Source organism: Kineococcus gurbantunggutensis (assembly GCF_050871925.1).
Classification (GTDB): domain Bacteria; phylum Actinomycetota; class Actinomycetes; order Actinomycetales; family Kineococcaceae; genus Kineococcus.
The window spans coordinates 1-12,669 of the sequence record NZ_JBJLSG010000145.1; the positions used below are offsets into that span (position 1 = coordinate 1).

The window sequence follows — 12,669 nt, forward strand, 5'->3', positions numbered from 1 at the left end:
GGTGATCAAGGAAGTGGCAACTTCCTTGATCACCGCGGGGGGGGGTGGGGAGGTCGGGGGGCGGGGTGCGTGCGTGCGTGCGGGTGACGGCGGCGGACCCGCCGGGGCGGGTGCGGCAGGATGGTCGCCCGTGGCAGAGCTGGTGTTCTTCTCCGGGACGATGGACTGCGGGAAGTCGACGCTCGCGCTGCAGGTCGACCACAACCACCGCGTGCAGGGCCGCCGCGGGCTGCTGTTCACCCGCTTCGACCGCTCGGGCGAGGCCGTGGTCTCCAGCCGCATCGGGCTGGCCCGCCCCGCCCTGGAGGTCGCCGAGGACACCGACCTGTGGGACGAGGTCTCGCGCCGGCACCGCGAGCGCCGCGTGGACTACGTCGTGTGCGACGAGGCGCAGTTCTACTCCCCCGAGCAGGTCGAGCAGCTCGCCCGCCTCGTCGACGACCTCGGGGTCGACGTCTTCGCGTTCGGCATCACCAGCGACTTCCGCACCCGGCTGTTCCCCGGCAGCGCGCGGCTGATCGAGCTGGCCGACCGGGTGCAGGTGCCGCAGGTGGAAGCGCTGTGCTGGTGCGGGTCGCGCGCCACCCACAACGCCCGCACCGTCGACGGCGTCATGGTGGTCGCCGGCGAGCAGGTCGTGGTGGGCGACGTGGCGCAGGCCGAGGGCACCCTGGACGTCGGGCCGGTCGGCACCATCGCCTACGAGGTGCTGTGCCGGCGGCACCACGTGCGCCGCCTGACCGCCGCCGTGGCCGCCGCCGCCGGGGAGGCGGCGGCGGGCGCGGCGGGCGCGGTGGTGGACGTGCGCGGGGAGCGCCTCAGCGGCGCGAGCGTGCCAGCAGCCCCGCGGTGAGCGCCGCGGCCCCGGCCGCCGCGCCGCCCAGCGCGCGCCGGTGCCGCAGCGCCCACACCTGCGGGCTGCGCGCGTGCGAGCGCTCGTCGAACGGCCCGTGCGCGCCGTGGTCGCCGGGCACCGGCTCGTCGAGGTAGTCGCCGACCATCGCCTCGCGCGGCTGGTCGCTCTGCTGCCCGTCCACGCCCGTGCGGGCCAGGTAGCGGTCCAGCAGGGGGGCCAGGAAGTGGTTGCCGAGGATGGTGCCGACGGTGGACTCCCCCACCCAGGTGGTGCGCCGCGGGCGGTCCACGACGTCGCCGACGACGCGCGCGCACAGCTCCGGCTGGTAGATCGGCGCCACCGGCTGCGGGTGCCGGGGCAGCGCCGAGCGAACCCACCCGAACTGCGTGGTGTTCATCCCCGGCATGTGCACCGTGGAGACCGTCACGGAGCTGCCCTCGTGCAGCAGCTCGGTGATCACGCTCTCGGTGAAGCCGCGGATCGCGTGCTTGGCGCCGCAGTACGCCGACTGCAGCGGGATCCCCCGGTACGCCAGCGCCGAGCCGACCTGCACGATGCGGCCGCGGTCGCGCGGGCGCATGCGGGCCAGCGCGGCGCGGGTGCCGTTGACGTACCCGAAGTAGGTGGTGGCGGTGGCGCGGGCGTAGTCGTCGGGGTCCACGTCCCAGAACTTCGCGAACACGCTGGCCATGGCGTCGTTCACCCACACCTCCACCGGCCCCAGCTCGTCCTCCACGCGCGAGGCGGCGGCCTCGACGGCGCGGTGGTCGGCCACGTCGCACACCACGCCCAGGCCGCGCCGGCCGCGGGCGGCGACGTCGGCCACGGCCCCGGCCAGGCCGTCGCGCCCGCGCGCCAGGACGGCGACGTCCCAGCCGCGGTCGGCGAGCTCGCGCACCACCGCGCGGCCCAGCCCGGCCGAGCCGCCGGTGACCACGGCCACGCCCCGCGCGGAGGGCGCCGCCGCCGACGAGCGCAGCGCCCCGTCGTCGTCGGGAGCGGCGGCGGGAGCGCCGGCCGGAGCGGTGCCTGCGTCGGCGCTGGTGGTGGCGGTGCTGGTGGCGCTGGCGCCGGTGCTGGGGGTGCTCACCGGTCCTCCTCGGGTCGCGGGCGCGGCGGGTCCGCGCCGGTCCTGCCACCCTCGCGCAGAGCGGCCCGGCGCGCCCGGCGGCGCGGGCCGGGCCGGGCCGGGCCGGGGGTCACTGCAGCGCCGCGGTCAGCCGCATCACGTTGTCGAGGTAGCGCTGCCGGAACGGGCGCAGCGCCCACTGCTCGGCCGTCAGCTCCCGCGAGCGCTCGCGGTAGCCGTCCACGACGCGCACCAGGTCGGCGACGAAGGCGGGCTGCAGGCCCAGCAGGGAGACCTCGTAGTCGAGGTTGAAGGAGCGGATGTCCATGTTGCTGGAGCCGATGACGGCGCGGTCGCCGTCGACGACGAGGACCTTGCTGTGCAGGACGGCCGGCGCCGGCAGGGCGTGGATGCGCACCCCGGCGCGCAGCAGCGAGGAGTAGTAGGAGCGCTGGGCGTGGTGGACGGTGAACTGGTCGGCCTTCTCCGAGACGAACAGCTCCACCGCCACCCCGCGGTACGCGGCCGTGGTGATGGCCTGCTCCAGGCCCTCGTCGGGCACGAAGTAGGGGCTGACGATCGACACCGACCTCGTGGCGCCGTGCACCAGGGCGCTGAACAGGCGCAGGTTCGGCTCGGTGGGGAACCCGGGGCCGGAGGGCACGACCTGGAAGGCGCCGCCGGCCGAGGCGGACGTCGCGCCGGGGACCCGCTCGGCGACCTCGTCGAGCACCTCGCCGGTCTCGGCGTACCAGTCGGTGGCGAACACCGCCTCCAGCGACTGCACCACGGCGCCGGTCAGCTCCACGTTCAGGTCGACCCAGCGCCGCCCGGCGCGCACGTGCCGGCGCAGCAGGTACGTGGGGTCGATGAGGTTCTGCGAGCCGACGAAGGCGACCTCGCCGTCGACCACGACGAGCTTGCGGTGGTTGCGCAGATCCGGGCGGCGCCAGCGCCCGCGCAGCGGGTCGATGGGCATCATGCGGTGCCACTGCACCCCGTCGGCGCTCATCCGCTCGTTCATCCGCACGTAGCCGGGGTACTTACGGGCGCCGAGGTGGTCGTAGAGGAACCGCACCCGCACGCCCCGGGCGACGGCCTCGCGCAGCGCGTCGAAGAACGGCTCGGTCGTGGCGTCCAGCGCGGCGATGTAGAACTCCACGTGCACGGTGCGCCGGGCGCCGGCGACCGCCGCGGTCAGCGCCGCCACCAGCTCGTCCTGGGCCAGCAGGCGCCGGTGGGCACCCAGCAGGCAGGGCATCGACGTCAGCCGCCGGTTCAGCGCCAGCAGCGAGGCCAGGTGCTCGCCGGCGACCTGCCCCTCGGGCAGCGCGGGCACCTCGGCGGCGCGCTCGGCGATGAGGCCGTTGGCGCGCTCCTGCAGGCGGTGCCGGCGGCCGGTGACGTACGGGCTGCCCAGCAGCAGGAACAGCGGCAGCCCCACGACCGGCACGAAGAGGATCAGCAGCAGCCACGCGTGCGAGGAGCCGGGCCGGCGGTCCTCCGGGACGGTGCCGACGGCGACGACCTTGACGAGGTAGTCGAGCACGACGAGCACCTCGCTGGCGACGGCGACCGCGTTCACCCGCGCACCGCCCGGTGCCCCGCGCCCGCCACGGGGCCATCATGCCGTCGCGCCCGGGCCGCGCTCGCCCGGGGCGCGCGGCGCGCCAGGGTCGCGCCCGCGCCCGGGGCGGGACAGGATGCCCGCATGGACGAGCAGGACATCCACGACCGCATCAACAGCCTCGTCGAGCGCGAGCACGCGCTGCGCGCGGCGCTGGCCGAGGGCAAGCTCTCCGCGCAGGAGGAGCACGCGGAGCTGAAGGACGCCGAGCAGAAGCTGGACCAGCTCTGGGACCTGCTGCGCCAGCGCGAGGCCAAGCGCAACGCCGGGCTGGACCCCGACGAGGCGGGCGAGCGCCCCGTCAGCGAGGTGGAGGGCTACCGGCAGTAGGCGGGTCGGGGGGCGCGCCCAGCTCCACGGCGACGCGCAGCTCCCCGGCGGCGGTGGCGTCCACCAGCACGGGCACGTCCAGGGCGCGGCGGTGCAGGTGGCACGCCGCGCCCGCCGCGCGCCCCGCGTCGCACGTGGCGACCTGCACGTCCAGGTGCAGCACGCCCCGCGCCGGGGACGCGGCCAGCTCCAGCTCCCGCCGCGCGCCCGCGCCCGCCCCGGCGCCGGCGAGCAGCAGCCCCGGCGGGTCGGCGCGCACCTCCAGGACGGCGGGCGCGCCGGAGCGGTCGTCCAGCTCCTGCCCCGCCGCGGCGGCGAGGTCCACGACCAGCCGCACCGGCCCGGGCGGCAGCAGCACCGGCGCGCGGCGCTCGCGGCCGGCGCCGGGGCGGGCGCGCAGCACCTCGGGCAGCGGCAGGCGGCTGAGGCGGTGGGCGGCGGACTCCACGACCACCAGCGCCCCCGACCCGCCCAGACCGTCCGGCCCGTCCAGCACGAGGACGTCGGCGGGTTCGGCCAGGCCGGTCAGCAGGGTCGAGACGCGGCCGGTGGCGGGGTCCAGGCGGCGCACGGCGCCGTTGTAGGTGTCCGCCACGAGCACCGAGCCGTCCGGGGCCACCGCCACGCCCAGCGGGTGCTGCAGCAGCGCGACGCCCCCGCCGTCCCCGCTCCCGCCGTCCCCGGCGTCCCCGGGCGCGGTGCCGGGCCCGTCGCGGAACCCGAACTCGAACAGCCCGCGCCCGGCGGCGGTGGTGACGACGTGCCCGGGCCGGGCCACGGGCGCGGCGTTGGCCATCCGGTCGTCGACGACCACGGGCACCGCGCGGTCCGGCGGCCCGGTGCGCCGCAGCGCCCGCAGCGCGGAGGTCTCCGCGTCCACGAACCAGGCCAGGTCCCCGCCGGCGGTGCGCTGCACCGCGATCCCGGAGGGCTGCGCCAGCCACGCCCACTCCGCCGGCCCGTCGCGCAGGCCCTCGGCGGTGGTGCCGGCGAGCACCCGCACCACCCCGTCGGCGGGGTCGGCGGCCGGTTCCAGCGCCCACAGCTGGTGGTGCCCGGCCATCGCGACGAGGACCTGCCCGTCGAACCACGCCACGTCCCACGGCGAGGACAGGTCCTGCTCCAGCGCGGGGCCACCGCCGGCGCGCCGGCGCAGCTGCCGGCCGGTGCCGGCCAGGGTGCGCACCCGCCCGTCGGCCAGCCGCACGCCCCGCAGCGCGTGGGCGCCGCGGTCGGCGACGACGACGTCGCAGCCCACCCGCTCGGCCACCTCCGGGGGCAGCAGCGCCAGGCCCTGCGGCTCGGTGAACCGCGCCCGCCCGTCGACCGGCCCCTCGCCCGGCCCGTCGACCAGGCCGGGGCGGCCGTCGCCCAGGCGGCGCACCTCGGTGACGAGGTCGGCGGCCAGCTCGACGAGCTGGTGGTGCCCGGTGTCGGCGACGAGCACGGTGCCGCCGGGCAGCGCGAGGGCGCGGGCGGGGAAGCGCAGCGCCGGGCCCGGCTCACCCGCCCCCGCCGGCTCACCCCCCGGATCACGCCCCGCTGCCGCACCCGGACCCGCTGCGGGCGGTGCGCCCGACGGCGACGGCCCGCGCTCGAGCAGGTCCGCGACGACGGCGGCGAGCTCCTGCCCGCGCCCCTCGCCCGAGACCGACGCGGCCACGTACCCCTCGGCGTCGACGACGACCAAGGTGGGCCAGGCGCGCACCGCGTACGCCGACCAGGTGGCGCGGTCGGCGTCGTCGAGCACGGGGTGGGTGATGCCCAGCCGGGCGACGGCGGCGTCCACGGCGGCCGGGTCCGCCTCGTGGGGGAACTTCGGCGAGTGCACCCCCACCACGGTGAGCGCCGGCCCGAACCTCTCGCGCAGGGCCTCCACCTCGGGCAGGACGTGCACGCAGTTCACGCACGAGCCCGTGAAGAAGTCCAGCAGCACGACGCGGCCGCGCAGGTCCGGTTCCCGCCCGCCGGTGCCGATCCAGCGCCGGCCGGCCGGGCGCGGGGCGCGGACCCGGCCGGGACGGGGTCGGGGCGCGGGCACGTCCCCAGTGTGGCCGGTGCGCGCGGCGCCCGCACGGGCGGCGCTCCCCCGGGTGATCCGCGGTGCCCCCGGGCGGTTCGCCCGGCGGTTCTCCCGGCGGGAGATGTGCCGCGGGGAGAAACCCGCGACCGGCCCCGGTGCGCGGGGCGAGGGTGGGGAGACCGACCACCCGCAGGAGGAGAGATGAGCACCCCCGCCCTCACCGGCCCGTTCGACGACCAGCTCTCGCAACGGCTGCTGTTCCAGCGCATCGTCGTCCTCGGCCAGGAGGTCGACGACGCGGTCGCGAACCGGGTCTGCGCGCAGCTGCTGCTGCTGTCCGCCGACGACCCCCGCGCCGACGTCGCCCTGTACGTGAACTCCCCCGGCGGTTCCATCAGCGCCGGGCTGGCCGTCTACGACACGATGCGGCTGATCCCGAACGACGTCGCCACCCTGGTCATGGGGATGGCCGCGAGCATGGGGCAGTTCCTGCTGTGCGCGGGCACGGCGGGCAAGAGGTTCGCGCTGCCGCACGCGCGGGTGATGATGCACCAGCCGTCCGGCGGGATCGGCGGGACGGCGGCGGACATCGCGATCCAGGCGGAGAACCTCGCGCACACCAAGGCCACGATGCAGCGGCTCACCGCCGAGCACACCGGCCAGGACGTCGCCACCGTCGAGCGCGACTCCCAGCGCGACCGCTGGTTCACCGCCGAGGAGGCGCGCGAGTACGGGCTGGTGGACCACGTGGTGGAACGGGTGGACGACGTGCGCCTGGGCGCGGGGCGGAGGGTGGGACTGTGAGCACGCTGGTCCCGTACGTCACGGAGTCCACCCCGCGCGGGGAGCGCACCTCCGACGTGTTCAGCCGCCTGCTGTCCGAGCGGATCGTGTTCGTCGGCGGGGAGATCGACGACGCCGTCGCGAACGTCGTCATCGCCCAGCTCGTGCACCTGGCCTCGGAGGACCCCACCGCGGACGTGAACCTGTACGTGAACTCCCCGGGGGGTTCGGCGACGGCGCTGATGGCGGTCTACGACACGATGCGGTTCGTGCAGCCGGACGTCGCCACGTTCTGCGTGGGGCAGGCCGCCTCGGCGGCGGCGGTGCTGCTGGCGGCCGGCGCACCGGGCAAGCGCTCGGTGCTGGAGCACTCCCGGGTGCTGCTGCACCAGCCCTCCGGCGGCGCGCAGGGCACCGCGGCGGACCTGCAGATCCAGGCCCGGGAGGTGCTGCGGCTGCGCGGGGAGATCGAGGAGGTGCTCTCGCGGCACACCGGGCACGGCGTGGAGCGGCTGCGCGCGGACCTGGACCGCGACCTGGTGCTGCCGGCGGCCGAGGCGGTCGCCTACGGCGTGGCCGACCGCGTCATCACCCCGGCGACCGACCCGCGCGCCGCCCGCCCCTGAACCCCGCTCACCCCCGGACCCCGCCCTGGCGCACGACCACCGCCGGCGGGGGCGGGCGGGTCAGGCGACCAGGGAGAGGGAGGCGCTCGCCGCGGGCCCGGTGGGAGCGGCGGGAGCGGCGGCGCGGTCCGAGGACGAGGTGAGGTCCAGCGGCTCACCGGCGGCGCGGCGCAGCAGCTCGACCAGCGGCAGGCCCAGCGCCCCGCAGATCGCGGCGACGACCTCGGAGGAGGGTTCCTTGCCGCCGCGCTCGACCTGCGACAGGTGCGGCAGGGAGACCCCGCAGGCGGCGGCCACGTCGGCGAGGGTGCGCCCCTGCGCGGTGCGCTCCTCGCGCAGCACCGCGCCGACGAGCTCGCGCAGCAGCGGGGCGGGCGGGGCCGGCGCGGCGGGGGCGGCGCGCCCGCGCACGGGCAGCAGGAGCGGCGCGGGTGCGGGACGGCTCACGGCGACCTCCGGCGTCGGGGTCCTCACGACGCTAGCGGCCGGGCCGGGCACGCGGCAGGGCCGTCCGCTGTGGGCGGACGGCCCTGCCGGGCGGGGTCGGCTCAGCCGTGGTGGTCGAAGGCGGTGGCCATGCGCACCTGCTCGTCGAGGACGGCGCCGATGCGCGCCTGCACCCCCTCGAGCTCGCGGATGATCGAGGCGGTGCCCTCGATGCCGGTGGTGACCTGCTCGCTGGAGGCCTGGATGCCCGCGATCTGCTGCGCGACGCGCTGGGTGGCGTCGGCGGTCTCGCGGGCCAGGTCCTTGACCTCGCTGGCGACGACGGCGAAGCCGCGGCCCAGCTCGCCGGCGCGGGCCGCCTCGATGGTGGCGTTCAGCGCCAGCAGGTTCGTCTGGTCGGCGATCCCGGAGATGATCTTGATGACCTCCCCGACGGCCTGGGAGGCCTGGGCCAGCGCCTGCACCTCACCGGTCAGCGCCGAGGCCTGCCCGGCGGCGGAGTCGCCGACGCGCCCGGCGTCCAGGACGGCGTCGCGCAGCCGCGAGACGGTGTCGAGCAGCTCGCGGGAGTTGCGCGCGTCGATCTCGCCGCGGTGCAAGACGTCCAGGCGCTGGGAGACGAGCTGGGCGACGTTGCGCAGCGCCTCGCGGCGCGAGTCGGACAGCTCGACGTACTGGGTGGTGAAGAAGTCCATCGTGCCGACGACCTGCCCGGCGATCGTGACGGGGAAGCACACGCCGGACTTCACGCCGGCGCGCTGGGCGGCGGGGGCGCGCACGCAGTCGGTGACCTCGGCCAGGTCGCGCACGAACACCAGGTCGCGCGAGCGCCAGGCGCGGCCGGAGAGCCCGACGCCCTCGGCGAACGAGGCGGCCAGGGTGACCCGGCGGAACTCCTCGCCGGCCGAGCCGGACTCCACGGAGAACTTCAGGGTGCGGCTCTCCTCGTCCAGCGCCCAGAACGAGCCGTACGCCCAGCCGAACGTCTTGCGCACGGTGTCCAGGGCGATGCGCACCGCCTGCTCGCGGGTGCGGCCCTCGTTCAGCGCGGTGACGACGGTGGTGACGGCCTCGCGGTCGGCGAGGGTCTCGGCGAGCGCGGCGCGGGCGCGCACGCCCTGGCGGGCGCTGGCCATGACGCGGGCGATGGCCTGCCACTTCTCCGCGCGCTGGCCGAAGAAGGGCAGCGGGGCGGAGTGGTAGTACTCGATGAGGGCGGTCACCTTGCCGTCGTCCACGGAGGGGAAGAGCGCGCCGTCGACGGCGCCGCCGGCCTGCGCCTCGCGCCAGCGCTGGCAGGACGTGCCGGTCGAGGCGGGGGTGACGTGGACGTAGGAGCGGTCGGTGATGGCCCTGCCGGCCCAGCCGTCGCCGGGGCCGACGCGCACGCCGCGCGAGGCGGCCATCGCCGTGGCGCCGCGGCCGAACTCGTCGGTGACGACGAACTTGCCGTCGGGTCCGGGCCGCCACACCGCGCCGTAGTCCAGGGCGAACGTGTCGGTGATGGTGCGGACCATGGCCCGGTAGACGTCCTGCTCGGTGCTGGCGCTCTCGAAGGCGGTGAGCACCGCCTCCAGGGCCTCCACGTCGCGGGGCACGGCGTCCTGCACCGGCGCCGCGGGGCCGGTCTGCTTCCTGCGTCCGAACACGTCCCCTCCGGGGATCTCGGGGCGGCCGTGTCCGGCCCGCCTCAGCGCGAGTGCGTCCCCCTCCCATCGGCAGCGGCCCGGGGCGGCTTGAACGCCGCCGGGCGAGCGGCGGCGGGCCCGCCCCCGCTGGGACAGACTGGCCCGGTGCCCCGACCGCCGCGCCCCCGCGCCGCCCGCCGCCCGGTGGCGGCCGCCCTGCTGAGCCTGGGCGTGCTGGCCGGCGCCGCCGCCGCGGCGCCCGGCGCGCAGGCGGTGCCGCCGTTCCGGCTGCAGGAGCAGGTGACGGACCGGGCGGGGGCGCTGGGGGGCGCGGACGTGGACGCGGCGCTGTCGCGGCTGCGCACCGAGCACGGCGTGCAGCTGTGGGTGGTGCTCGTGGACTCCTTCGACGGCGCCGCCGCGCAGGGCTGGGCCGACGACACCGCGGTGGACAGCGGCCTGGGCGTCGACGACGTCCTGCTGGCGGTGGCCACGGTCGACCGCGAGTACGCGTACTCCGTGGACACCGGCAACCGGCTCGGCGACGAGGACCTGGCGCAGGTGGCGCGCGACACCGAGGAGCGCCTGGCGCGGGACGACTGGGCCGGCGCGGTGGTGGCGGGGGCGGAGTCGGTGGGCCGGGCCCTGGACGGGTCGGGCACCGGGACGGACCCCGGCGGCGCGGCGGGTCCGGGCGGCGGGTTCCCGTGGGGCGCGGCCGCGGTGGGCGGGGTGCTCGCCGCCGGGGCCGGCGGGGCGGTGCTGCTGGCGCGCTCGCGGCGCGGCGCGCGCGGGACCGCCGGGGCCGCCGGGCCGGGCGGGGCGCCCGCCGGTGCGCCCGCGGGCCCGCCGGACGAGTTCGCCGGCACGAGCACCGCGGACCTGGCGCGGCTGGCCGACGCGCTGCTGGTGCGCGTGGACGACGCGGTGCGCGCCAGCGCCGAGGAGCTGGCGTTCGCCACCGCGGAGTTCGGCGAGCAGCGCACCGCGGGGTTCCGCGACGTCCTGGAGCGGGCGCGCGGGTCGCTGCGGGCCGCGTTCAGCGCCCGGCAGTCGCTGGAGGACGCCGAGCCGGAGACCGAGCAGGAGCGGCGGGGGGTGCTGCAGCGGGTGGTCGCCGAGTGCCGCCGCGTGGACGAGACCCTGGACGCCGCCGCGGACGGGGTGGAGGAGCTGCGCGACCTGGTGCGCCGCGCCCCGGAGGTCCTCACCGCCGTGGAGGGGCGCCTGGAGGGGCTGCGCGCCGGCGTCGGGCCGGCGCGGCAGCGGCTGGAGGAGGCGCGCGCGGAGCTCGGCGCGCAGGCGCTGGCGTCTGTGCAGGACGCGCCCGCGCGGGCGGCCGAGCGCCTGGACCTCGCGCAGCGCTCGGCGGCGGCGGCGCGCGCGGCGCTGGGCGACCCGGCGCGCGCCGGCGAGGTCGTCGACGCGGTGCGGACCGCGGAGGGCGCCGCGGCGCAGGCGGAGCAGCTGCTGGCCTCGGTGGGGCGCACCGCCGACGAGCTGCGCCGGGCGGTGGCGGAGCTGCCGGTGGCGCTGGCGCGGCTGCGGGCGGCCGCGGAGGCCCCCTCCGGCGCGCCCGCCGGCGCGCCGGGGTCGGCGCAGCTGGCGGCCGCGGCCGCCGGTGCCCGGGCGAGCGCGGACGTCGCGCAGGCGCAGGCGCGCACCGACCCGCTGGGCGCGCTGCACCGGGTCGTGGAGGCCGAGCGGGCGCTGGACGCCGCGCGCGGCGCGGTGGAGGCCGGCGAGCGCGAGCGCGACCGGCAGCGCGCGGCGCTGGAGCAGGCGCTGCTGGCCGCGCGCGCGGAGGTCGAGGCGGCCGAGGACGTGGTGGCCACGCGGCGCGGCGCGGTGGGCGGCGCGGCCCGCACCCGCCTGGCGGAGGCGCACCGGCACCTGGACGAGGCGGTGGCGCTGGCGCAGCGGGACCCGGCGGCGGCGCTGCAGCGCGCGCGGCAGGCCGACGCGCTGGCGGAGGAGGCGGCCCGGCGGGCGCGCGCGGACGCCGCCTCGTGGAGCGGCGGGTCCTCGTGGGGGGACGCGGGCGGCGGGCTGGAGGACCTGCTGGGCGGGCTGCTCGGCGGCGGCCGGCGCGGCGGCTTCGGCGGCTCGGGCGGCTCGTGGGGGTCCTGGGGACCCCCGGGCGGTTCCTGGGGCTCGCCGGGCGGCTCGCCGGGGCGGCGCACGCGGCGCAGCGCGGGCGGCGGCTTCGGGGGCGGCTTCGGGGGCGGCTCCGGCGGCGGCTCCGGCGGCGGCTCCGGCGGCGGCTCCGGGGGCTCCGGCAGGGGCTCCGGGCGCGGGTCCGGCTCCCCGCGGCGCTCGGGCGGCGGCCGGCGCGGGGCGGGCGGGCGGTTCTGAGCTGCCCCGCCGGGCGGCTGCCGGGATCATCGGGGGCGTCGGCACGACGGGCAGCACGAGAGGACGAGACGTGGCGCAGAAGCAGTCGATCCTGGGGCGCATCGCGCAGCTGGCGCGGGCGAACGTCAACGCGCTCATCGACGCGGCCGAGGACCCCGAGGAGGTCCTGGACCAGGTGGTGCGCGACTACACGGCGAACATCGCCGACGCGGAGTCCGCGATCGCGCAGACGATCGGCAACCTGCGCCTGGCCGAGGCGGACCGCGACGACGACGTGGAGGCGGCGCGCGAGTGGGGCGCCAAGGCGCTGGCGGCCTCCCGCAAGGCCGACGAGCTGCGCGCGGCCGGCCGGGCCGCGGAGGCCGACCGCTTCGACGAGCTGGCCAAGCTGGCGCTGAAGCGGCAGATCTCCTTCGAGCAGGAGGTCAGCGCCGCGGCCCCGCAGATCGCCGCGCAGACCGAGGTCGTCGACAAGCTCAAGGCCGGGCTGGCGGGGATGAAGGAGAAGCTGACCGAGCTGCGCGCCAAGCGCGACCAGCTCGTGGCGCGCGCGAAGGCCGCGGAGGCGCAGGCGCGGGTGCAGCAGGCGGTCGGCGCGGTCGACGTGCTGGACCCCACCTCGGAGCTCTCGCGCTTCGAGGAGCGGGTGCGCCGGGAGGAGGCGCGGGTGGCCGGGCGGGCGGAGCTGCAGGCGGACTCGCTGGAGTCGCGCTTCGCGGAGCTGGAGGACCTGAGCACCGACCTGGACGTCGAGGCGCGCCTGGCCGCGCTGAAGTCCGGCTCCTGACGAGCGCGCCGCCCCCGGCCGCCGCGCGGGCGGGGTGGGCCGCCGCGGGGGGGGCCCCCACCGCGCCGCGCCCCGCCACCGCCGCGCTGGCCGCCACCGCCGGCGCGCTGCTGCTCACCGCGGTCGTGGTGCTGCGCC

11 protein-coding genes are annotated in these 12,669 nt (G+C 78.2%); 6 read left to right on the forward strand and 5 right to left on the reverse strand.

Features of this window, described 5'->3' with window-relative positions; all coding sequences use genetic code 11:
* The first annotated feature begins 130 nt into the window (after positions 1–130).
* The gene (locus tag ACRYR7_RS20260; RefSeq protein WP_432573923.1) at positions 131–853 is read left to right on the forward strand and encodes a thymidine kinase; all 723 of its coding nucleotides are present in this window, start codon (positions 131–133) and stop codon (positions 851–853) included.
* Here ACRYR7_RS20260 and ACRYR7_RS20265 read toward each other — a convergent pair.
* Positions 819–1,835: an SDR family oxidoreductase gene (locus tag ACRYR7_RS20265; protein ID WP_432573933.1), complete on the reverse strand. Its 1,017-nt coding sequence runs from the start codon at positions 1,833–1,835 to the stop codon at positions 819–821. The two genes, ACRYR7_RS20260 and ACRYR7_RS20265, sit on opposite strands and share 35 nt — an antisense overlap.
* A 220-nt stretch (positions 1,836–2,055) precedes the next feature.
* Positions 2,056–3,510 (reverse strand): cardiolipin synthase, encoded by a 1,455-nt coding sequence (gene cls, locus ACRYR7_RS20270; protein WP_432573924.1) that lies wholly within the window; start codon positions 3,508–3,510, stop codon positions 2,056–2,058.
* Between the two features lie 126 nt (positions 3,511–3,636).
* On the opposite strand from cls, the gene ACRYR7_RS20275 reads away from it, so the two are divergent.
* A complete protein-coding gene (locus ACRYR7_RS20275) occupies positions 3,637–3,882 on the forward strand; it encodes a DUF2630 family protein (RefSeq protein ID WP_432573925.1) in 246 nt (81 codons plus the stop codon).
* Here the strand turns inward: ACRYR7_RS20275 and ACRYR7_RS20280 are convergent.
* Positions 3,854–5,923, reverse strand: a complete 2,070-nt coding sequence (locus ACRYR7_RS20280) for a redoxin family protein (RefSeq protein ID WP_432573926.1) — start codon at positions 5,921–5,923, stop codon at positions 3,854–3,856. The two genes, ACRYR7_RS20275 and ACRYR7_RS20280, sit on opposite strands and share 29 nt — an antisense overlap.
* Before the next feature lie 183 nt (positions 5,924–6,106).
* Between ACRYR7_RS20280 and ACRYR7_RS20285 the strand changes: the two genes are divergently transcribed.
* Together ACRYR7_RS20285 and ACRYR7_RS20290 are read left to right on the forward strand one after the other, a co-directional pair.
* Positions 6,107–6,709: a ClpP family protease gene (locus tag ACRYR7_RS20285; RefSeq protein WP_432573927.1), complete on the forward strand. Its 603-nt coding sequence runs from the start codon at positions 6,107–6,109 to the stop codon at positions 6,707–6,709.
* Entirely contained in the window at positions 6,706–7,314 is a 609-nt protein-coding gene (locus ACRYR7_RS20290) for an ATP-dependent Clp protease proteolytic subunit (protein ID WP_432573928.1), read from the forward strand. Before ACRYR7_RS20285 ends, ACRYR7_RS20290 begins: the two co-directional genes overlap by 4 nt.
* 60 nt (positions 7,315–7,374) lie before the next feature.
* On the opposite strand, the gene ACRYR7_RS20295 is transcribed toward ACRYR7_RS20290, so the two are convergent.
* Positions 7,375–7,761, reverse strand: a complete 387-nt coding sequence (locus ACRYR7_RS20295) for a helix-turn-helix domain-containing protein (RefSeq protein WP_432573929.1) — start codon at positions 7,759–7,761, stop codon at positions 7,375–7,377.
* 101 nt (positions 7,762–7,862) lie between these two features.
* Entirely contained in the window at positions 7,863–9,410 is a 1,548-nt protein-coding gene (locus tag ACRYR7_RS20300; protein ID WP_432573930.1) for a methyl-accepting chemotaxis protein, read from the reverse strand.
* A 144-nt stretch (positions 9,411–9,554) separates the two neighbouring features.
* Between ACRYR7_RS20300 and ACRYR7_RS20305 the strand changes: the two genes are divergently transcribed.
* Both ACRYR7_RS20305 and ACRYR7_RS20310 read left to right on the forward strand, forming a co-directional pair.
* Positions 9,555–11,744 (forward strand): TPM domain-containing protein, encoded by a 2,190-nt coding sequence (locus ACRYR7_RS20305; RefSeq protein WP_432573931.1) that lies wholly within the window; start codon positions 9,555–9,557, stop codon positions 11,742–11,744.
* A 70-nt stretch (positions 11,745–11,814) separates the two neighbouring features.
* The gene (locus ACRYR7_RS20310; protein WP_432573932.1) at positions 11,815–12,531 is read left to right on the forward strand and encodes a PspA/IM30 family protein; all 717 of its coding nucleotides are present in this window, start codon (positions 11,815–11,817) and stop codon (positions 12,529–12,531) included.
* The last annotated feature ends 138 nt before the right edge of the window (positions 12,532–12,669 follow it).

What these genes read in the sequence shown, in the direction of transcription:
- ACRYR7_RS20275 (WP_432573925.1), top strand. Translation starts at nt 3,637, where the DNA reads ATGGACGAGCAGGACATCCACGACCGCATCAACAGCCTCGTCGAGCGC.
- ACRYR7_RS20285 (WP_432573927.1), top strand. Translation starts at nt 6,107, where the DNA reads ATGAGCACCCCCGCCCTCACCGGCCCGTTCGACGACCAGCTCTCGCAA.